At 43.2% G+C, this 23,566-nt stretch carries 11 protein-coding genes; all 11 read left to right on the top strand.

Annotated elements, in window-relative coordinates; all coding sequences use genetic code 11:
* The first annotated feature begins 1 nt into the window (after position 1).
* Positions 2-3,325: a BREX-1 system adenine-specific DNA-methyltransferase PglX gene (pglX, locus tag SACSAC_RS06325; protein ID WP_037284687.1), complete on the top strand. Its 3,324-nt coding sequence runs from the start codon at positions 2-4 to the stop codon at positions 3,323-3,325.
* Between the two features lie 11 nt (positions 3,326-3,336).
* Positions 3,337-5,928, top strand: a complete 2,592-nt coding sequence (gene pglZ / locus SACSAC_RS06320) for a BREX-1 system phosphatase PglZ type A (protein WP_037284684.1) — start codon at positions 3,337-3,339, stop codon at positions 5,926-5,928.
* 12 nt (positions 5,929-5,940) lie between these two features.
* The gene (brxL, locus tag SACSAC_RS06315) at positions 5,941-8,016 is read left to right on the top strand and encodes a protease Lon-related BREX system protein BrxL (RefSeq protein ID WP_037284682.1); all 2,076 of its coding nucleotides are present in this window, start codon (positions 5,941-5,943) and stop codon (positions 8,014-8,016) included.
* Positions 8,017-8,447: 431 nt separating this feature from the next.
* On the top strand, positions 8,448-10,595 hold the full coding sequence (locus tag SACSAC_RS06310; protein ID WP_037284679.1) for a GTPase: 2,148 nt from the start codon (positions 8,448-8,450) through the stop codon (positions 10,593-10,595).
* A gap of 61 nt (positions 10,596-10,656) precedes the next feature.
* On the top strand, positions 10,657-12,390 hold the full coding sequence (locus tag SACSAC_RS06305; protein ID WP_037284677.1) for a GTPase: 1,734 nt from the start codon (positions 10,657-10,659) through the stop codon (positions 12,388-12,390).
* A gap of 384 nt (positions 12,391-12,774) precedes the next feature.
* Entirely contained in the window at positions 12,775-15,531 is a 2,757-nt protein-coding gene (locus SACSAC_RS06300) for a nuclease-related domain-containing protein (RefSeq protein WP_169833754.1), read from the top strand.
* Positions 15,532-15,534: 3 nt separating this feature from the next.
* Positions 15,535-17,373 (top strand): DUF7017 domain-containing protein, encoded by a 1,839-nt coding sequence (locus tag SACSAC_RS06295; RefSeq protein ID WP_037284671.1) that lies wholly within the window; start codon positions 15,535-15,537, stop codon positions 17,371-17,373.
* 27 nt (positions 17,374-17,400) lie between these two features.
* Positions 17,401-17,715, top strand: a complete 315-nt coding sequence (locus tag SACSAC_RS06290; RefSeq protein WP_037284668.1) for a hypothetical protein — start codon at positions 17,401-17,403, stop codon at positions 17,713-17,715.
* Positions 17,716-18,440: 725 nt separating this feature from the next.
* Positions 18,441-21,050, top strand: a complete 2,610-nt coding sequence (locus tag SACSAC_RS06285; protein ID WP_037284665.1) for a UvrD-helicase domain-containing protein — start codon at positions 18,441-18,443, stop codon at positions 21,048-21,050.
* Between the two features lie 2 nt (positions 21,051-21,052).
* Positions 21,053-21,661: a hypothetical protein gene (locus tag SACSAC_RS06280; protein ID WP_037284662.1), complete on the top strand. Its 609-nt coding sequence runs from the start codon at positions 21,053-21,055 to the stop codon at positions 21,659-21,661.
* Between the two features lie 252 nt (positions 21,662-21,913).
* Entirely contained in the window at positions 21,914-23,554 is a 1,641-nt protein-coding gene (locus SACSAC_RS06275) for a DUF262 domain-containing protein (RefSeq protein WP_037284659.1), read from the top strand.
* The last annotated feature ends 12 nt before the right edge of the window (positions 23,555-23,566 follow it).

Genomic DNA, 23,566 nt, shown 5'->3' with positions numbered 1-23,566 from the left:
TATGAATAAGAACGCTATTCAAAAATACGCGATCTGGGCGCGTACTGAACTCATTGAACAGGTAAAGCAACGCGCCTTCCAATATGACATTACTGAAAAAGGTTACGGCGACGAGCACGCTACTGTTATCGCAGGGCGTGTGTTGGAGCCTAACGAGAAGCGTCAGCGACAGTCTTTTATTGAGGTTATAAAAGCAAACGGATTCAACCAAACAGTCGAAGAAGTAGCATACACTTGGTTCAACCGATTTGTCGCCCTTCGCTATATGGAAGTGAACGACTTCCTCCCGACTCACGTCCGTGTGTTTTCAGATTCGAATGGCGCTTTTAATCCAGAAATTCTAAAAAATGTTCTGCACCTCGACCTTGAAGGGTTAGACAGGGCTAAAGTATCCGAACTACTGAACGACAATAAAACGGATGAACTCTATCGCTATCTTTTATTGACGCAATGCAACGCTCTAAACTCGCTCCTACCGGAGATGTTCGAGCGTTTGGGGGCGTATACCGAAATTCTCTTGCCGAATAATATTTTGAAACCGGAAGGCGTTATAGGGCGACTTGTAAAAGACATACCAGAAGAAGATTTCCACGACGCCGTGCAGATCATCGGCTGGTTATACCAGTATTACAACACTGAGCTAAAACAAACGGTTTTTGACGGACTCAAGAAGAACGTCAAAATCACAAAAGAGAACATCCCTGCCGCCACTCAGCTCTTCACGCCCGACTGGATCGTGCGGTATATGGTGGAGAACTCACTCGGTAGGCTATGGCTAGAATCGCGCCCTGACAGCTCGCTCCGTGAAAACTGGAAATACTACCTTGACGAGGCGGAGCAAACGCCGGAAGTTGCAGAGCGTCTTCGCGTCTTGCGTAGTGAAAATACCATCAAGTCACCAGAAGACATTAAGGTAATAGATCCTTGTATGGGTAGCGGTCATATCTTGGTGTACGCTTTTGATGTGCTGATGCAAATTTATACATCTGAGGGCTATTCCGAGCGAGATGCGGCGAGACTGATACTGGAAAAGAACCTCTACGGTTTAGAGATAGACCGCCGCGCTTATCAGCTTGCTTACTTCGCTTTAATGATGAAAGCAAGGCAGTATAATCGTCGTATCCTGACTCAAAGTATGTGCCCGCAAGTGTACGAGCCGACAGGCTATATGGAAGGCATGGAATACGGATCGCTTATTCGGGTGGACAAGCTTGAAACGATGCCGGAGGAACCGGAAGGTCAGCTGACTTTATTTGACGAAAGTTACGATACAAAGCTGAACGCTTGGAACTTCCGTAGACTGCTTGCGCAGAAATACGACATAGTTGTGACCAACCCGCCGTATATGAGTGCATCTGGTATAAGCGTGAAAATGTCGAATTTTGTGAAGATGAACTACCCAGACAGTAAGAGCGACCTATTCGCCGTGTTCATTGAAAAGTGCGGCGAACTGCTGAAACCCACAGGTTATCAGGCAATGATTACGCAACATGCCTGGATGTTCCTGTCGAGCTACGAGAAACTGCGCGGTAAACTGATTCATCGTGGCATTGTGAATATGGCACACCTTGGTGCAAGAGCGTTTGAGGAGATCGGCGGCGAAGTTGTACAGACGACCACCTTTGTGCTTTCGAAACAAAATAGTATTGACTTTGAGGCAACATATGTTCGTTTGGTGGACTATAACAGCCAAAAAGCAAAGGAGGAAGCATTCCTATCTGGCGACGACCGTTATATTGCAAAGAAGGAAAACTTTGAGAAGATAACAGGTTGCCCCTTATCATATTGGGCTCCAAAAAGCATTATAAAGCTTTTCAGAAAGAAAAAGTTTGGTGACATAACAAATCCAAAAGTTGGTTTGCAATCTGGCGATAACGATAGATTTACCCGTTTGTGGCACGAAATAAATATAAATGATATCGGTTTATGTGAAGTAAGCACGAGTAAATGGTATCCCTTTATTAAAGGTGGAGATAATCGAAAGTGGTATGGGAATAGAGATTATATTGTGAACTGGGAAAATGATGGATATGAAATTAAAAACTTATATGACGATAAAGGCAAGTTACGTTCTAGACCTCAAAATACCCGCTATTATTTTGAACAATCTATTTCTTGTTCTGCATTAACATCTGCGCAAAATAGTTTCAGATACTATCCGAAAGGGTCGATTTTTGATGTTAATATGCGTAGCATTTTCATTGAAGAATCACAGTTATATTATTTCATGGCACTGTTTAACTCTGTGCTAATTAATTATTTCGGAAAAATACTTAGCCCGACGATGGCGCTTAATGTATACGACTTGGAGCGAGTACCAGTATTATATGAGCGAGAAATAGAAGTTAACTCAATTGCATCTTCAAACATAGCTCTTGCCCGCACAGATTGGGACGCATTTGAAACTTCTTGGGATTTCCAGCAACATCCATTAATTTGTGATGAACAAACGATTGCGGCCGCGTTCAGAAAGTGGGAAAGCGAAGCAGCGGAGCGGTTTAATATGCTTAAAGTCAATGAGGAAGAACTCAACCGAATCTTCATCGACATTTATGGTCTACAGGATGAACTCACGCCGGAGGTCCAGGACAAGAACGTAACCGTACGTCGCGCCGATTTAAGGCGTGAAATACGCTCACTTATCAGTTATGCAATAGGCTGTATGTTTGGGCGGTATTCGTTAAATGGTGAGGGTCTAGCATACGCTGGTGGCGATTGGGACGCGGACAAGTATAAGACGTTTCCTGCTGACCTAGATAACATCCTCCTTATTTGTGAAGATGAATATTTCGACGATGATATCGTAGGGCGGTTCGTAGAGTTCGTCAAGACAGTTTACGGATTGGATACTTTAGAGGAAAACCTACGCTTTATCGCCGATGCCCTTGGCGGCAGAGGGACGTCGCGTGAAGTCATTCGAAATTACTTCCTAAACGACTTCTACAAGGACCACGTGAGAATCTATCAGAAACGTCCAATTTACTGGATGTTCGATAGCGGTAAGAAAAACGGCTTTAAGGCGCTTATCTATATGCACCGCTATTCAAGTGACCTTTTTGCCAAACTGCGCACGGATTATGTTCATGAACAGCAAGAGAGGTATCGAACACAGCTTGCGCACACCGCCGGCACGTTGAACACAGCGACAGGCACGGAACGTGCACGGTTACTAAAGCGACAGGTCAAACTGACAGAGCAGCTACTAGAAATTACTGCTTTTGAAGAAAAGCTTCACCACCTCGCCGACCAAAAAATCACGATCGACCTCGACGAGGGTGTGAAGAAGAATTACGCCTTATTCACTGACATTTTAGCTAAGATTTAATGGAGGATACTATGCTGTCAGATACAATAAAATCAAGGCTTGTGGAGCGGTTCGCTGCTCCCTTGCCGGAATTTCATAAACGTCGTATCGTTTTCTGGCACGATGAGGACAGCGAGTTTGCCGAGGCGATTGATGAACTGACTATTAGCGACGTGACGCTCGTAAAACTTAACGGTAAGAATAACTTTGCCGTTAAGAAATTACTAGCGGCGGATGACTTGACAGGCGACTACCTTGTTTATGACCCACTCTCTTATAACAAGGATGGGAAGGACGACTGGCTGCTTGACATCAAGCTGTATAGCGAAGAGTTCCGAGCTGACCTCGTGTCGCTTCAAATGGAGGAACTGCTTGTCGAGCCGTCTTCTGCAATGCGTAAGACGATGAAGCTATACGCCAAATTCCTTGAAAGTAAAGAACGCAAAGCCAAACTTCGCAAAATCGGCAGGACATACCAAACACCGCTTCAGTTACACATCGACGTCATGGCAGTGCTGTGTAATGTCCCTGGTGGTTCAGCGCAAGATATAATCATTGCCGTGCTATCGGCTGGCTTGGACAAAGAAAACAACACGCTACTTGCGAATATCGAGAAGTTCGGGAATCTCGAGGCGTTCTGGCAGTTAATTCAGAAGTATACAGGGTATGTCAATGCCGAAGACAGCCCGATTTCTGATCTCGCTGCACATATTCTAATAACTGCCCTGTCACAGACGATTTCTGCCTCCGTCTTGCGCGGCTTGGAGCGGTATGTTTCTGATTCCTCTAAAGCATACTGCTATCAGCTCGTTCATGAGTGGCAACGTAGCGAAAACAATGAGGACTTAATTGAAATTTGTCGTTTCGTGGAACATGAACTTCGCCTTTCCGACCGATTTGATAAGATAGAAATAACGGGTCTTTTAAAAAGTGACACCTTTCCTGCGATCAACGAAAGCATCTTAAAACGCTTTTATGCTGAAATCATCCAGCATGTAATTAAGGTAGACGTTATTCTTGAAGTAGTAGAGAATCGCCGCACTGCAGCATGGTATCACTTGTCTGCAGATTACTTCGAAAGTCTTTATTGGATAGCTAAGCTGCAAGAATTTTATTTGGCTCATATCGAAGGGTTCCACCTTGTCGAGCCCGTTAAGGTCTGGAAACTCTATACGACTGATGCTTATAAGATGGACAGCTATTATAGACACTTCCATTACTTTTTTGGAAATACGCTGAAGTCCCCTCACGTTCTCTTGGAAGACGCATTAAAGAAGTGCACCGATGTGGTTGAGGGTTTATACAGTGAATGGTTCTTGAAAGAACTCACCTTAAATTGGACGAACGCTATAGCAAGTGACTTAGAGGCACTTGGCTATGTTTCTGAAGTGAACAAACAGCGAGAATTTTACCGAAGATACGTATCTCCGAATCTGAGCAAAGGCAATCGTGTATTTATAGTGATTTCTGATGCCCTGCGTTTTGAAGTTGCCGCTGAACTTTCTGAAACGCTCGGTCACACCACCAAGGGCGTAGCTGCACTTGAGGCTGTACAATCCGTGTTCCCGAGCATTACCAAATTCGGTATGGCGGCCTTGCTCTCGGGAAAAGAGTTGTCGGTAAATGAAAAGATGGAAGTATCCGTTGACGGTAGCTCAACGAGTAGCACTGTAGGACGAGGTGCAATTCTAAGCATAACTAACCCCGATAGTGTAGCCGTGACCTATAATGACCTACTGCAGATGAAACAAACGGAACGTCGGGCCTTAGTGCAAGGTAAAGAAATCGTATATATTTACCACAACACGATTGACGCACTCGGCGACAAACACGCTACCGAGACTAAGGTATTTGAAGCCTGTGATTCGGCAATTTCCGAACTGAATGCAATCGTTAAAGTAATCGTTAATGACCTAAGTGGCACTAACGTATTGATTACTGCCGATCATGGTTTTCTGTATACCTATAAACCACTTGAAGAAAGCCAGAAAATCAGTCGTCAGACTTTTAATGGTGAAATTTATGAACTCGGTCGACGTTACGCCCTGGTAGATCCTCAAGCGACATCCGATTACCTTCTTCCCGTAAAAACGGAGCGTGAAATCAGTGGAATTCCGATGAAAGGCTATACTCCACGGGACATCGTCCGCATTAAAGTTCAGGGTGGTGGCGAGAACTACGTCCACGGCGGCATCAGCCTACAGGAAATGGTCGTACCTGTGATTGTCTATAAAGGTATGCGTTCGGGATCTAAGAAGTATGTTGAAGTTCAAAATCCGGGGCTTTCACTTATCAGCGAAAGTCGTAAAGTGTCGAACCTGATGTTCTCTCTCGACTTTTTGCAAAAACAGCCGATTGATGACAAAGTGCAGGTTTGTAACTATAGTTTGCATTTTACCGATGAAAGTGGTGTTTCTGTTAGCGACACACAGACGGTGATTGCAGACAGGACAAGCGATAATGCTTCTGAGCGTGTATTCCGTGTCAGGTTCACCCTTAAACAAATGCAATTTGATCGTAATAAAATATACCGCCTTGTTATTGCAAATAACACGGATGTGCCTGAAGAGACAGAGTTCCGCATAGACATAGCGTTTGCCGATGATTTTGGATTTGACCTATAGGAGGGCTTCGCAATGGAATTAGAGGCAAACTCATATATACCGGATACGGATGATGCGAACACTATCATCCATCATAAATTGCGTAAGCATTTCGATGGCAAGATTGTCCGTAAAGATCTGACCAAAGCGATCAAGGAGGGGGCGAACGTTCCCGTCTACGTCTTGGAATTTTTGCTCGGACAGTATTGCGGTTCTGATGATCCGACAATAATCGAAGATGGTGTGAAGAACGTCAAGCGAATACTTTCCGATAACTTCGTGCGTCCTGACGAAGCGCAAAAGGTACTGTCTTCACTGCGCGAACGTGGCAGTTATACGGTCATTGACCGCATAACAGTAAGTTTGAATATTAAACGCGACCGTTATGAAGCGGACTTCTCTAATCTTGGTGTTGGTAATATTCCGATATCTTCAGACTATGTCTCTAAGTACGACCGTCTATTATGCGGTGGGATCTGGTGCATCGTTGGACTTGAATATGAATATATCGAGGAAGATAAGCATTCTACACCTATTCGTATCATGAAAATAACACCTATTCAGATGCCGCACATTGATATGGACGAGATAAAGGAAGGTCGCCGAGCTTTTACAAAGGACGAGTGGATAACCGTCCTGCTCCGCTCCACGGGGATGGAAGCGGATAAGTTTTCAGAGCGTGAGAAGTGGTTGCAACTGGCTCGTATGTTACCGCTGATTGAGAACAACTTTAACCTGTGCGAACTTGGTCCTCGTAGCACGGGTAAGTCGCACCTATACAAAGAAATTTCACCAAACAGTATCCTCGTGTCGGGCGGACAGACCACAGTCGCGAATCTGTTCTACAATATGTCGAGTAAGACGGTTGGACTTGTTGGGCTATGGGACTGCGTTGCATTTGACGAAGTTGCAGGTATCACTTTTAAGGACAAAGATGGCGTTCAGATCATGAAGGATTATATGGCTTCTGGCTCATTTGCAAGAGGCAAAGAAGAAAAAGCAGCTACTGCTTCTATGGTTTTTGTCGGAAACATTAATCAGAGTGTCGATGTTCTGCTGAAAACATCGCATTTGTTTGATCCGTTTCCGGAGGCGATGTCATATGACACGGCCTTTCTTGACCGTATGCATTGCTATGTACCAGGTTGGGAGATTCCAAAGTATCGCCCAGAATCATTCACCAACGATTATGGATTGATCACGGACTATCTCGCCGAATTTATGCGAGAGATGCGAAAAGAGCCATTCGGTGATGTTTGCGATAAATATTTCCGTTTTGGCAGCAACCTTAACCAACGGGACGCTATCGCTGTCCGTAAAATCGTGTCTGGCTTGACCAAACTTGTCTATCCTAATGGTGAGTTTGATAAGGAGGATATTAGGGAGATCCTTACCATTGCCCTCGAAATGCGTCGGCGTGTTAAGGAGCAACTCAAGAAAATCGGTGGTATGGAATTCTATGATGTTAACTTTTCGTATATCGATAACGAGACATTCGAGGAACATTATGTGGCTGTGCCGGAACAAGGTGGTGGCAAGATCATCCCGGAAGGGATGACTAATCCAGGGAACGTCTATACCGTTTCGCAAGGTAAGAGTGGCATGATAGGAGTTTATCGCCTCGAAACGCAAATACTCCCTGGTAATGGTAAGTTTGAGCGCACAGGACTTGGTTCCGACCGTGATGCAAAGGAAGCGGCCAATACAGCCTTCAATTTCCTCAAAGCAAACGGTTCGCTAATAAGCAGTTCTATCAGCACAACGACGAAAAACTATATTATCAACTACCAAGATCTGAATGGCATCGGAATAACGAAATTCCTTACGTTGCCATCTGTAATTGCGATCGCTTCCGGTGCCTTGAACAAACCGATGCTTTCGAGCCTTGTGGTACTTGGTGAGATAAGCATCAGTGGTACGATACTCAAAGTCGAGGAACTGGCGAGCACCTTGCAAGTCTGTCTAGACAGCGGCGCGAAAAAAGTATTGTTACCTATAACGTCAGCTCCCGAACTTGGTTCTGTACCGTCCGATCTTATTGGTGCATTTAGTCTGATATTTTACTCAACTCCGCAAGAGGCAGTGTTTAAGGCGTTAGGTGTGGAATGAGTTATTAGGTGAGTATTTAGTTAAAAACAGCTATAATGCGCTATGACTCTTTGCCGCAATATGTCCTTAACAACCTCTAACATAAAAGAATAGAAAGCAAGCCGTATTTCCAGGATCGTAGGTTTTTCGAGAAACCCACGAGGAGGAGAGCGGCTTGCTTTTTTGATTTTATGAATGTTTTCATAAGAAAGTGTTGCACTTAGCTTAACAATCCGTCATATTTGAGAAAAAAAGGGTGGTGCCGCGTTTGAGCAAGAGGCGGCTGTAAAGTTCTCAGGGTTTCATTAGAAAGTGTTAGAGTATAGCTTCAAAGAAATACGATTTGCATGTCGACAAAAATGGCAAGCTAGGTAGTTGAGAAAAAATGGATTTTAAATGTGTTTAAGCAATAATGTTAAATCATCTTTTTCCCAAAGGTGGAGTGGATCTTCTTGGAAAATGCACACAATGATCGATTTAAAGAGGCCTTGCAGGCTAGTAGAAAAACTGCTAAAGAGGCTTATAAAGAAAGTCTATTTTTTGCCGATGAGGTCAAGTATCAAGTTGAGGAACTTACTCGGAATATTCGAGTTCAAACAGATGCATTACTTCGGGAAAAGGACGCGGAAAACTTTAGTTTCTTCCCTGTGTTGAGCGGAATTGCTCGTAAGTTAGAGATGCAAACCTCAGAAAGCATGCAAGATCTTAGGCACTCCATTGAGTTGAAAAAGAAGCATTTAAATGATTTCACTGTTGCTTTGTTCGGACGAACAAAAGCAGGTAAAAGTACTATCCGTGAAGCTTTGACCTGTGGGGATGGTGGAACGATAGGCATGGGAGCCCAGAGAACGACCCGGGATGTGAGGGAGTATCATTGGAACGGACTTCGTCTTCTGGATGTTCCAGGATTTGAAGCTTTTAAAGGAGATGATGACACAGCCAAAGCTCATGATATCATCGATCAATCCGATTTTATCTTGTTTCTAGCATCGGACGATTCTATTCAGCCTGGAGAATTTGACCATATGGTAAGGCTACAAGAGATCAACAAGCCCTTTATGATTTTACTTAATGTAAAATACAATATTAATAATGAAGCGGAACTGAAGCGATTCGTTCGTATACCTCATAAAATTTTTGATAATGAACGTCTGGATGAGCATCAAAAGCATATCCGATCATACGTCAAGCAACATATGAATATTCCTTACGTCAAAATCGTTAATATTCATGCGGATGCCGGTTTTAAAAGCACTCAACCGGCGTATGAGGCGTATAATGCCGATCTGTGGAGATTAAGTAATTTAGATGAAGTCCATAATGCAATCAGTGCTGAGGTTCAAAAGCGAGGCAAACAAAGGAGATTACTCACGTTTTACGACAGTGTGATCTACTTTGCAGATACCTTGGAAAAGATGATGTTTGAGGAGCAACTCTCGATCAGAACCCAAGCCAAGTTTATGGTTAAGAAACGAAAGGAATTATCGGCCTTCTTTGATAGATTTTCATCGGACGGTGAAGGTCGGATTAATACCGCTTGCAAGAAGCATTTTGATCGGATCAAACAATGGATACCAGATTTTGTTGATACCAATTTGGGTTCATCTAATATCGATAATTTGCTTACTTCCAGGTTGAAGGAGGAGCAAGATGTGCTGAAATCCAAGATGGAGGGGGAACTTCAGAGCATTGTTAGTGAACTTCAGGAAAAACTAGCGGAGTTTACGAAGCAATATCAATTTGACTTAGAGCTTTTAGAGACTGATCCAGTAGAGATGAATGGTCTAAAGAAAGGGCAAGTCGGGCGAATTGCTAAATGGGGAGGTGTTGTCGTAGGCGGAGTATCGGCAACTGCTTTTATTCTTGCTCAAGTTGGAATTGCAAACTTTTGGAATCCGGTAGGTTGGATTGCAATGGGAGTTAGTGCAGGGGCGGGTCTATTCAGTTGGTTGTTCGGAGATTGGGAAGAAAAGAAGTGGAATAAAGCAAAGCATGATGCAAAAGAGCAGTTGACAAGGATGATTGATGATGCCCATAAAAAGGCTGTTGAATCCTATTTGGGGTGGTTCGACCGGCAAATTATTCGTAAGGGGAAGAAAGAAATGTTAGGTCAGGTATCTGTTTATATTAATGGGCTCTTTGGAATTGCCAATGAGCTGAAAGTATTTTCGTCTGAAATAAGATTGAGAAAGATGAATATGAACAAAAAGCTTTTTGCAAAGCTGCTTAGCTTCGAAGGGGTAAATTGCACGGAATCGCAAATGATTGCTCTTTCTAGAGAACAAGGTCGTGGCACGAAAATCATGGTTCCTAATGAGTGGCAGATGGTTGGAGGCATCAAAACGAATATAGATATTATCTGCGGGGAACAAGTTCATCTATTTAGTGATACTCCCAATATAACGGAACGGATATGTCGTGCACTTTATCCTGCCGATGTAACTCCAGACATGATTCAGCTTAGCGAAGTTGTCGAAAGCAGGCAACAAGAAGCAACGATCACTGTCCCTACACGGGAGAAAGGGAAATTAATAGGTAAAAAGGGGATCAATGTTCGATTGGCTAGCGAGATAACCGGAGTTAAGCTCATAATTCCCTAGAGACACAGATTTAAACCACATTCCCAATTGACAAGTCTATATACGTAAGGGAGCGATAAATTTGTCTTTTCAATTTCATACTTTGGCAGAGGAAGTTCAAGAGCTTTATGACTGTGCAATCGAGTTGCTGAAGAACTGTGAAGAAAGTGTAGAAATTGCACCGCTTTTAACACAGTTAGAGCAGTTTATGGGAGAGTATGAAAGCCAAACACACCTCACTATCGCTTTCGTTGGCCAATATAATGCAGGGAAATCGACCACAATAGCCGCTATAACAGGCGCTTCGTTCAATCGGAAAGAGGTGGTCGGAACGGAAAGTGGTCCCAAAACAATCATGGTGTACGAAGCTGAAGATAAAGAAATCAAGATTGGGGCTCAAATTCTTACGGATCGAGCGGAGCAGTATTTGTGGGACGAAGTGTTGCTTATTGATACACCCGGAATTTTTGCAGGGCGCGACGACCATGATGCAGTGACTCTGAATCAGATTTCGAAATCGGATTTGATTGTATTTGTTGTTTCTAATGAATTGTTTAATCCACAAGGAGGAGCTTTCTTCCGTAAATTAGCATTCGAATTACAGCGTCAAGGTCAAATGATTCTGGTCGTTAATAAGATGGCGCGCGAATCTGGGAGTCCTGAAACGTTAACAAAATCTTTATTGGAAGTGATGGAGCCCACTCATCCGGACGATTACTATACTTGCTTCATCGATTCCGATTCGTATTTGGCAGCTCAAACAGAAGAAGACGAAGATGAGAAAGAGTATTTATTAGACAAGTCGAATTTTGCTGAGCTGTGGAACGGGCTGCAGTTACTCACGGAAAGGAACAGATATACGGCCAAATTGGCCACACCTTTAAATCGTCTCGTCGACATCTTGGATCAGGTGTACAACCTAGTTGCGACAGAAACTCCTTTAGGCCGAAATATGATGGAGTTACTCCGTCGTAAATCACTTATTTTGCGTTCGTCGGAGGTGAGGCTTACCAACCAGTATAAAGCGGAACTTAGCGCTCTTGAGCATGAGGTGCTTATGGAAGGAGAGACGGTTGCAGCAAGTGTAGACGGTCACCATACTTCAGAAGAAATCAATAAGGCTATAAAAAATTCAGAGCGTATGATTGAGTTGAAGTCAAAAGAAGCGTTGAATACTTTATCCAAAATCATAGAAGGTGAAATGAGCAGACTCCAAGATGAACTGGATCAGCTAAATGACTCTGAACTAGGCTCGACTGTAAGAAAGCAAATTCAGGCTGAATGGGTTGAGCATAATCATTCTATTAATGAGCGTGATATCGATGCCAAAAATTCTTTGAAATGGCTTAGTAAAGGACCCCAAGCTCTGGGGAATTTGGGCGGAATGGCGGCTAGGATCTCTAAGGATACAGTCTATAAGCTTGTAAAGATGTTTGGTGGGAAATTTAAACCATGGGGCGCTATAAAATTGACTAAAATGATTAATAAGCTTGGCCCATTATTGTCTATAAGCGGTGTAGCACTTGACGTATTCCTGACTCTCAAAGGTGAGAAAGACGTTGAAGATCAGACCAAAAAGCTTAGGGATGCACGAGCTGATATTAGGCATGAATACCGGACAATTGCTCAGGAAATGAGAAATGAATATGAGTCGGGTATCGCAAAGGAAGTAAGAGACTTTTACGATACGGAGATGGAAGAGATCGAAAATACTCGCCGGGAAATAACTGAAAGTGAAAACAGAAAAACATCTTTGAAAACTAGCATTGAGGTGTTGTCACAGAAGGCGAAGTTGAAATTAAGAATGGTAAAATAGAAAGGACGAAATGCTCAAAGACCATAAATTAATTTACCTCTGAATATTCGCATTGAGCTAATAAAACTAAACGTAATTTTGAGGATTGGTGATAGTAATGGGGACGAATAGGGAACGCGAGTTTGCTCGCGTTCTTAATTTTATTTATTCGGCCAGCTGTCTTGTTTCAAAAAGCAGGAATGTCAGAATAAGTTCAATAAAAATATGGTAAACTAATAACTAAATATAAATAAATATAAATAAATAAAAGCCTTGACTATGAAGGAGAATGAAGAAATGTTAGAAATCAGGAAAGGAAAATCTTCCCGAGTGTACGAGAACGATTTTTTTAGACAAATTTCGAACACACTGTCCCGGCTTTTCGACGCTCGGGGGTGGAACGGAATGCTTTTCGGCATGCCCGAATGCGTGACCCGGGAAGACCTCCAAATCGATGCGCTTTTAGTAACGGAACATTGGATCATCATTATCGATTTTAAAAATTATAAAGGGGAAGTTATTTTACCTCAAGAAAGCCAATTCGAATATGGAAGTTGGAAGCTCGCGAGCGGCGTGATCGTACGAGGCGGTAGCTCTCCCAATCCGTTCAAACAGCTGCAAAAGCAGCGGAGTAGATTGGCAGAAGAACTAACGGACCGGCTTACTGGTTTCGAACGTAGATCCATCTATACGATGGTTTGCTTTCAAAACGAAATGAAGGTCATTGGAGAAATTCCGGGCAGACACAGATTGAACTTCGGTATTGCGGATGCTCGGAATTATGTCGAAAAAGTGTTCGATTTCCTGGACGTTTCTGCCGAAGGCCGCGACTATCTGTCCGCAAACGGCAGAAACGTGTTCGAACAGACCGTCTTCAATGCTCAAGCTTATGATCCTAAACATGCATGGACCACGGCTCCCGAGCCTGGGGTTTCCGCGCAAAAGCTTCAGCAGACCAACGAGGAAGTCATGGACAAGATCGCTTCTTTCCTAGACTCGGAAAGCCGGATTTTGGTGCTGTCGGGAACGACGCAAAGCGGAAAAACGAGCTTGATCCCGAAGATCAGGGAAAGGGGATTCGACAAAGGCTTTTCTGATACTCCAGTGTTTGCTTATTCCGCGCGGTTGCGAAGAAACATGTTGGAAAATAATCCTGAACTCGAAGACGTGGAATCGCTGTTTAGCACGATTTTCGATTTCAAAGACGAGCATATCGATGAACATTACCAAAAGCAGATTCCTTTGAAAACAAGTGAAGACGACCGTGAGCACGAAACGTGTAAGACACTGTACATGATTGACGACAGCCAATTGATCTCCAATTCCAAAAGCGATTCCGAATTTCTGAAGTTCGGTACGGGTCATTTGCTTGACGATCTCCTGTCCTTCTTGGATCTAGAAAAAAACAAAAACGATAAAATCGTGTTTATTGGAGACAAGAATAAGCTGTCTTACGGATCGAAAGTCGAAAATGCACTGAACCCTTCTTACTTGCAATCGCTTCTCGAAAGCAAGAATCTTTTCTCCGAAGTCGTAGAGATCGAATTGGCAAACGCGGAATCCGAGTCCGAAATCGTCAAGAGCTGCCAGAAAATAGCCGTCAATCTGAAAGAGAATCGGTTTAACGACTTGATGCTTTCGAGTAAAGGCGGCATTCGAATCGGCGATAAATCCGAGCAGACGCAAGCACTACGAAACACCTACCTCAATCCGAATACCCACCGGGTAATCGTCTATACCAACGAGCACGCGAACCGGGTGAACCGCTGGATCAAGCAGAAGCTTGCGCAAAACGGCGATACGGTCAATGTGAAGGATTTCGTGATCTTTAACTCTTCGATTCGCGCCTATGTCTATTCGGAAGCCGGAACGAACAACGATCCTTTCGATTTCGTCGACGAACCTCGAAGAATCGATAACGGAATGTTCGGAACCGTAACTGCCGTCGATCCGGGCAAAACGTTAATCAAGTCCGTCGTTTTGAACAATGGAACCACGGTCGAATTGAGGTTCGTCCCCGGACAGGTCAAGCTGCAGGACGATACCGTTGTTGAACTGCTGGTCTTCGATAATTTCTTGACCACGGATAAAGGAGAACTGAATACTGGCGAAATAGCGGCTTATCAGATCGTATTGTCCGAATTGGAAAAAGAAGCGATGGCGCGGGAACCTTTCGAACAAAGTGTCGAATACGCCGAGATGTTCCGCGATGGCGGTTATGTCATAAAAGAAGATCATGAAGACGAAGGAGGCCGGATTCTCTATCGCGACGAAGACGATAAACGAAAGCTGACCCGCCAGGAAAGAGCTTATCGCAAAAGAATCAAAGCCAAGTTGAACCGTAGAGGAAGCCAGTATTTCGATTTATTGAATGCCGCGAAAATCAAGTTTGCCTGGTGCATGACTGTCAACAAGGCCATGGCGTACAAATTCGATACGGTATTCTTCGACACCGAGCAGGGAGAGAATAGGGGAAAAACTAACGCCGATTATTTCAAGTGGCTGTACACGGGTCTTGCGATCGGTCAAAATCATGTCAATCTGATCAAATGGCAGCCGATCTCCCCGTTTCTGCACACCGAATTCAGCGACGAAGCACCGACGAATGTTCCGAAAAACAAAGAGGTAGTCATGACGCTTTCGAATGGTACGGAACAAGCAGGCGACGAACTTAAAAGCTTCTTATCCGAACGCCTTTCTCCCGCTGAAGGAAACGTTGTCGCTCTCGTGTCGAGGCCTTATTTGGAAATCGCGACCGTCCAAGTCAAAGGTGAAGAGATACAGCTATTTTTCGACTACAACAAACGCGGAGAAATCAAGGTGCCGAGATTGAAGAGCGGATCCGAAGAAAGTTTCCGTTCCGTTTTGGAAGCCTTGGATCGCGAAGATGCGGGAGTGCTGGGCGAGTCGGTGGAGATTCAACGCAGCTTTACCGAGCTCGTCGACATTCTCGACAAAGAAAACATCAAAACCAAAATCAAATCTTCGCATAGTTGGCATGCTGTTCTTCGGTTTTCCCGCACGGACGAACAGGTGGACGTTCAAGTTTGGTACACGGGCGGCGGAATGGTTTCAAAATTCAATTTTCTTCAGGGCAGCCTCGATATATTCGAACAGGTGGTAGGCATGATCCGAATAACTTATGGATTGGGGCAAGAGTGAGTCATGTATACGGAAAAAGACTTGCAAAAAGATGTGTATCACATTTGCAGCACGCATTACGTGAAATATAAAATGCTCGCCGATTATGTTTATAACCGCATCAACCGCAAAGATTTTATTGAAGAGTTGTCCGAGCAAAAAGGGGATGACGAAATCGACGGAATCTTGGCTCGCCTTGACGAAATTGTAAGTCGTATTCGCCATAACGGTGGCAAGCTGGATCCAGATCCGTTAAAGGAAGCAAATAAGCTCAGAAAAGCAGGAAAGTTAAAAGAAGCCTACGATCTTGTTTTTCCGTTGGTGGAGTCGAATTCGAAAGACGAAGATGCTGTGATTGGTTTCGGGTGGGTAATGCACGATTTTTTGAAGCATACGGAAAACGACATCGAAGCGTACTGCGTAAACCTGAAAATCTTCAACGACTATGCGTACATCGATTTCCATTCCGGCAGCGAAATGATGACAAGATTGAAAAATTCGTTTTTGTGGTCGATCCGCAGGGTTGTCCAACGGGACGAGTCGAACGCGAACAAAGTATTCGAACTGTTCATAAACTTATGCAAAGATGAAGAGACGATATTCGAACAAAGGCGATCCTTCGGCAAGGAACAGGAGAAGGACCCGGCCCGTTTGCTGATTGAAGAACTAATAGCCACGCTGAACGCAAGAAATTATCTGCGCCTCACTTCTTGGATCGGTTTTGATTGGTTCGACCGTTTCGATCATCAGGCTTCGACGTTCGAAAATGCTCAAGGAGAAACGATCGAAAACAGGCCGTTCGCGGAAAAAATATTGAGTTCGCACGCCAAAAAATTGATCGCGCTGGATTCGGCCGTCGACAAATCTGAAATTGACCGTTATATTTCGGTTCTAGAGCGGAATATTTCCAAGTTTCCGAACTATGAGTGGCTTCCGTATCATAAAATCAAGCTGCTCCTCATGAGCGGCCGCAAAGAGGAAGCGTTAAGCGATTTGACGGAGTTCGCTAGAAGAAAAAGTGGGGAATTCTGGATATGGGGATTGATGAGCGAGACGGTGCCGCGTGAAGAAGAATTCAGACATTTGTGCAAAGGCCTTCTGTGCAAAGCGAAACCGGAAATGCTCGTCAAGCTGCAGGAAAAGATCATTCCGCATCTTCTGGAATTGAATTTGTACGAAAACGCAAAGTTCGAATTGGATGCTTACATCAAAATCAAAGAAAGCAGGGGACGTCCTGCGCCTTCTTCTTTGAGCGGTTTGAGAAAACAAGAATGGTATGAACGGACGAAAGCTGTCTCAAATCGGGACGGATTGAAAAAATATGCCGAAGAAGCAGAAGCGATCTTATACAAAAACCTTCCTTTTGAGACCGTGTTTGTTACGCGTATAAACGGGGATAAAGGTTTCGCGGAGTTTATCCATTTTCCGAACCGCCGGAGCACGCAAGTCTTTTCGGAAAGCCCGGCCAGTTCTCTTAAAGAAGGATTTTTCCGCATGGATTCGATCAAAGAAGCCGTCGAATGGAAGGCCGATCGCACCTACAAGTTGAAAATGAGCGAAGATTCCAAACGTCCGAACCGATATCACGTACATGCAGCAGCTCTCGGCGACGAGGAATCGCTTGCGGATTTTATCCGGAACGAAAGCGGCTATGTGGAAAAGGAAGACCGAAATCCGTTTGCTTTTGCAAATGACGTATTTATCCCCGCGGCGCTTGTCGATCGGCATCGGTTAAGCGCCGGAGACAAAATCGAATATATCAAAAAGCGGCGTTTCAACAAAAAGAAAAACGCTTGGGGATGGACCGTCGAAGAAGTGAAGTCGGTCGTCAAATACGATCAAGACAACGGGATTGAGGATTAAAGCGGAATAAAATTCAGGAGGAATCCTATGGGCGGCTTATTCAAAAAAATGATCGGCAGAGCGGCGCAGGCTGCAAACGAGCAAACGGTACAACTGCCAATAACGGCTGCAATGCTGCAATACCTGTTTGAGAAAGAACCGATCGCCGGAGTCGAGAAACTGGATGTCAGAATTGTGGACGGAGCGCTTTCGATTCAAGGAAAAGCCAAGAAGATGCTTCTATCCGTTCCTTTTCAGATTTCTCTAAAGCCGCAACGCGCCGAAGGCCGGGTTCTCCATTTCGAAGTGGTAGCCTTTACTCCGGCTAATCTGGAGGTGGTGAAGAAAAAAGTGCTCGATTAGCCACCATTAGTTTCTTACGCACAAGGAGTCGTTGCCTTGGATTTGAACGGTCTGGAAGCCGTAAAAAAAGTGCCGCTCGGCAGCATCAAGTCAATCGATATCAAAGACGACAAATTATGGATAGGGTTGGGGTTATAGCGTGTAGTTGCCGTCCACGCCGCGTCCAAGGCTGATGGTAAGTTCCCATGAGTTCTTGCGGCGTTGACGATAGTTAGCGAGTTTAGTATAATTCACGTCTTCTTTTTTTACAAAATGACATTTCGAAATTATATGGCTAAATTGCACAAGTAGCAAAGCGTACTGATCCGCTTTGTTACTTGTAGTTAAATATGTTTAGTGTAGAAATTTTAAACATGCATTAAATCTAGTGATTCTCCAGCCAACTACTTTCCAAGAATCGATCGATACAGTAAGATTCTACTCCTTGCCTTTATATGCGGTAGTTGTCTTGCCACACACATATTGTAATTCGCAGTTGTTGATAAACCTATCAGATTTGCAGCCTCTTTAACCGTTAAAGTGATTTTTCATTACGGCACCTCCATTTTGCGCGGTATTATACTATTGCTCAGCGTGTATCATGAATTTCCTTAACTAATTTTTGAATGTTACATGGTATATTCGTCATATTAGATAAAACTTTGTCAGTGATTGAAATTTGTTTGGAGTCATATTCCATGAAAACCCTTTTAAATGCTTGTTCAATTCGCTAATAGGAGACCGTCATGAATATATTGGTTTTGGATAAGTTTTATAAATCGGTACCCAAAGACAAAGAACATAAGGTAACGACAAAGGTACAATCCCTTGTGAAGCAACTAGAGGACAGTAAATATGACTTCGAACGTTTACCAAAGGGAAATAGCCTAAGAAAGCTAGAAAATGTGCACCCGCATATATATAAATTTAAATTTAACGAGGGTGACCGGATTCTTTGCACGATTGCAGGGAAGTTTTATGACGATATCCGAGACGAATATAAAAATAGTCTTGTATTGCTAGAATACTGCACCCATGATAAGCAGATTATCACAGCGAAGAACCGAAATTTTAGCAAACAAGGTATACGGAGTTTGAAGGATAACGCTAGCAAAAGTGAGTATCCACCAATAGTAGAATCAGACCAAGTACTACTGCAGTTAGAACAGTTTTCTTTAAACAAATCTATCCCAATGATCATAAGCCATGACGAGCTTGATCATTTGTTTGGGGAAGAAGGCTATTTATACTATTTGGACTCTTATCAGCAGGAATGTGTCATCGATAATGACCAAGGTCAGTTAGTACTGGGTTCAGCTGGTAGCGGAAAAACGACCATTGGTGCGTACAAGCTTGCTACCTATGTCAGGGAGCATCGAGGAAAGGATTTCAAACTTGCTTATGTTACGTTTTCAAGACGCTTGAAGGAAAAGGTTGAACGTTTATTTCGCGATATTACTACAAAGCTTTATGGCATGGATGCGAAGGAGTATGAAGGGAAGATCCATTTCTTCACACTCGAGGAACATTTAGAGGGCTTGGAGATTGACGGACGACAAGGAAGTCTCCTGACGTATAAAGCATTCAAAGAGTGGTATGCCTCTCAGCCGGGCATGAACCACGCTCAGTACGATTCCCTTTCTTTATGGAAGGAACGCCGCGGGATTATACAGGGGATTATCGGACTGAATTGGCAGTACGAAATTCGGTTAAATGACAAATTTTTTGATGCCGGAACACTCGACTTACTTCGGGAGCAAGACTATATCACTTTTTCAGATCAGCAAGGTTTTTTCTGCTTAAAAGCACCGCTACAGGACATTTGTTCGTTTCTTCAGTATAGAACCGATAATTCGGTTTCGTTTCATGAGACGGTTCTTCAAGCTTTTAAGAGAGCGATCTCTTTGAAAAGGGAGCTCTCTGAAGACGAATATCTGCAGTTGAATCAGACTTACACTATGTTTAACAATGAACAACGGAAACGAGTTATTCAGTTATTTAAGAAATATAAGACATTTGTGCAGCACCGAAATAGCCAAGATTATTATGAAGAAGGCGATTGGGTAAGGAGGGCTTTAGCACTAAGTGAGCCCATCTACAACTATATGGTGGTTGATGAGGTACAGGATCTAACAGAGGTTCAAATTTACTACCTTAGTCAGCTAATGAAAAAAAACTCCCAAATCTTTGTTTGTGGAGATTTTCATCAAAATGTTAATCCCACGTTTTTCAGCGCAGGTCGAATCGCTAGTATTTTTAAATTCGTTAATGGAAGCGGCCACTTTAATCATTTAAAAACATTGACTAATAATTACCGCTCTAGCCGGAGTATTGTGGAATTTGCGAATAACGTATCAGCACTGCGGAATGAAAAGATTCGTACGAAACAAAACTTAGTATGGACAGAAACGGCGATTCGGGATTATACCAGAAAACCATTTTTGTATCGGGGGCAAAAGGACAGCCTATTTCAAAGCGTGGCCGATAAGAGCTACGTTATGGTAGTTGTTCCTAATGAGATGACGAAAACGGAGCTTGTCCATTCTTATCCCGAACTGGAGTCTAGGGTGTTGACAGTTTCCGAAATTAAAGGCATCGAGCGGAAGTATATTGTAAGTTACAATATGATGTCCGCGTTTTATGAGGAATGGCGAGCGATCTTCACTCAGAACTTAAAGCTAAACCACGAGGTGTACAGATACTATTTTAATTTACTATACGTAGCTGTTACGCGAGCTAGAGATGTATTTTGTATGATAGAGGATCACCTGGGTGAGAACGAAAGTAATTGGCTACTAAGTCAGGTTGATGTGATTGAACAGTTCGACCTTGTTGAACTCGGTCTAAGTGAAGGCTCGACACTCGACCAGCTATTGAAAGAAGCAGAAGAATTTGAGTACGACGAAACATACGAGCATGCTATCGCTTTGTACGAGAACTTACTGAAGAAAGACCACAGTGACTATACCATTCTCGCTCAACAAGGCTTACAAAGGTGCAAAATCAAGAAGGACTATGACATCCACCGGGATCCTGTTCGCTGCGGTCGTGAATTAATGGAGCTAAAGGAATTCGACGGGGCGATTACGTATTTACGCAAAAGTAAGGAGCCAAGGCTTCTATTGCAGGCTTTATTATCTTCTGATCGGCATGAACACTATGATATCCCAAAAGAGATGGAGAAGCTCGAAACCAATCCACTACAGGAGCTTGTAAACCTTAATGATGATGCACTGATGACGAAGTACTTGGATCGGGAATTGAAGTCCTATCTACAGCATTTGAAACAAATTGAAGCGACATCAAACGAAATGAAGAACATCTTTACTAATGGGACTAAGAAGGAGACGAGCTAAAGATGGCGACAAAGGCCGAAAATAAATCGATGGAAGTCCTTTTAAACCGGTTTCATGAGCTTTCTCAAAACACGAAGGAACTAGACTCAACCGTTTCCAACTTTTCGCAGCTAGCGAATGATTTTAAAGCAACCCTAGAGGTGCTTGATCATACGCATTCCTTTAAAGAAATAGAGAAGCTCTCAAAAGAAGCGGTAGCAAGGCTAAAGGAGCTAAAAAGCCTCAATGAGCTTCAGGTGCTGGACAACTTAAAGGACATCATTCAAAAAGAGGTTGCTGGACAAAACCAAAAGTTGGAGGGGCAGCTAAAGAAAATAATTACGCAGAAGCAAAGTACTACGAAGACTTCCAATACTACGGATAACGAAACGAAGCTACTACTGCAGCAAATCAATAGCAAGCTAGACCGGGGGTCTTCAGTGTCTTCGTCATCAAACGAAGAACTGTTGAAATTAAAAAGAATGGTAACTTCCATGTCTTCGAAAATCAAAAAGATGGAAGATGAGTATGAGCAGCGTATCACGCTTCTCGAGATAGAAATTGAATTACTTCGTGGAAAACAAAGCGATGACACAATGATATATATATCTGATGAGGATTTACCGTTTTAAAGAGGAAGAACAAGACCATGAGTATTCAAGCTGGGGTACAATTAGCAAAGCGGGAACGATATCATGAGGCTCTGGCGTTGTTAGAGGAGCAGTATTATTACAAAACGGTGTAGCAAAGTTTGTAGGATAGGGTATACATCGTGGTTTTAAGGCATAAACAGCGATGGTTTACTCAATTATGATTGTGATAAGGAACGGTTGACGATCTGTCATCGTAATTTTCACTTTATTTTAAGGGTAGAGGGGCCGAGTATGAGCAGCGGGATTCAATTGAGAACGGTTAATGAGCTTCGTAAAGATATATCTTTTTTTATTCCCTCTTATCAACGGGGCTATCGTTGGGATGAACAGCAGGTTTTGAATCTGCTTGACGATATTTATGATTTCATGCAATCCGGTTCGTCTGAATTTTATTGCCTACAGCCGATTGTAGTACGGGAGTGCGACGATCAGGATGTATTTGGACATAAGAAATATGAAGTTATAGACGGGCAGCAACGATTAACTACAATAAAAATCATCTTGTCATACTTAAAAAGAGTGAATTACTCGATAACCTATGAAATACGACCGGACAGCGAGGTGGTTTTAAACGATCTGGAGAGTGTACAGGACCACAAAAATATCGATTACTATTTCTTCAAGAAAGCGTACGACACTGTGAAGAAATGGTTTAACGGGCCACGTGAGAATGGAGTGACTTTGGAAGATGAGTTTCATATCGCTTTAGGTAAAAACGTAAAAATCATCTGGTACGAAGTCGATCCAGAGATAGAGGTTCGGGAAGTCTTTAGTCGCCTGAACATAGGTAAAATTCCACTTACGAATGCTGAACTTATTAAGGCGCTCATCTTAACATCTGACGAAAAGCGCAAGCTGGAGCGGGCGAATGAGTGGGATTCGATCGAGCGCAAACTAAGAAACGATCGATTATGGTACTTCGTCAATCCGAAGAAAGATTACTCTAGCCGTATTGAGTTACTTTTCGACCTATATACGAAGAATACGAAGGCCGCAAGTCCGGATAAGTTTTTCACTTTCTATGAAATTCAAAAGCAGCCGGATTTAAGTGATGTGTGGCAAAAAATTAAGGGCTACCTTGCTTTGATTGAGGAATGGTTCGAGGATCGAGAGTTGTACCACTATATTGGCTATCTCACGCAACGCAGACATATTGCCGAGATTATCGATCTCTATGATCATGCTAACACCGCAGACAAGCAGACTTTCCGTAAAGTATTGAAGCAATTATTGAATAAACAAATTGAAGGGATTGACATCAGCCAGCTGCAGTATGGAGTGGATAATGATCGAATCAAGAACGTGTTGCTCTTGTTTAATATTGCAACGAGCTTGACCCAGCAAAACCATGAGGCACGCTTTCCTTTCGATACGTATTCTAAGGGCAGATGGAGTATCGAGCATATTCATGCTCAAAATACAGAGGGGCTAAGAACGAGGGAGCAGTGGCAGGCATGGATTCGCGATACGATTTCTCTATTTGAGCAGCTTAACGAGCCCACTGACGAATCAATCGTCAAAAAGCTTAAAACTCGCCTGAATGATCCTAATCTATCACAGAATGAGTTTGAAGAGCTGTTTACAGAGATTGTAACTGAAAATATGGAGAGGTTTGGTACAGATCTAAACACGATTGATAACTTGGCATTGCTGGACCAAGGGACTAATAGCGCGCTGGGCAATCATTTCTACCCTGTCAAGTATCGAAAGTTGCTTGAGCACGACAAAAAGGGACATTTCATTCCTATCTGTACGAGAAACGCATTTATGAAGTATTACAGCGATAAGGTTGATCATTTCCAGTTGTGGAATGAATCTGATCGTAATGGATACCTATCGGCGATAGAAGAGTCTTTAAAGGTCTTTCAGTAAAGGGGATACGAG

The sequence above is a fragment of the Saccharibacillus sacchari DSM 19268 genome, assembly GCF_000585395.1.
Lineage (GTDB): Bacteria > Bacillota > Bacilli > Paenibacillales > Paenibacillaceae > Saccharibacillus > Saccharibacillus sacchari.
The sequence above is the reverse complement of the archived record's forward strand: the minus strand, read 5'-3'. Positions and strand labels throughout refer to the sequence as shown.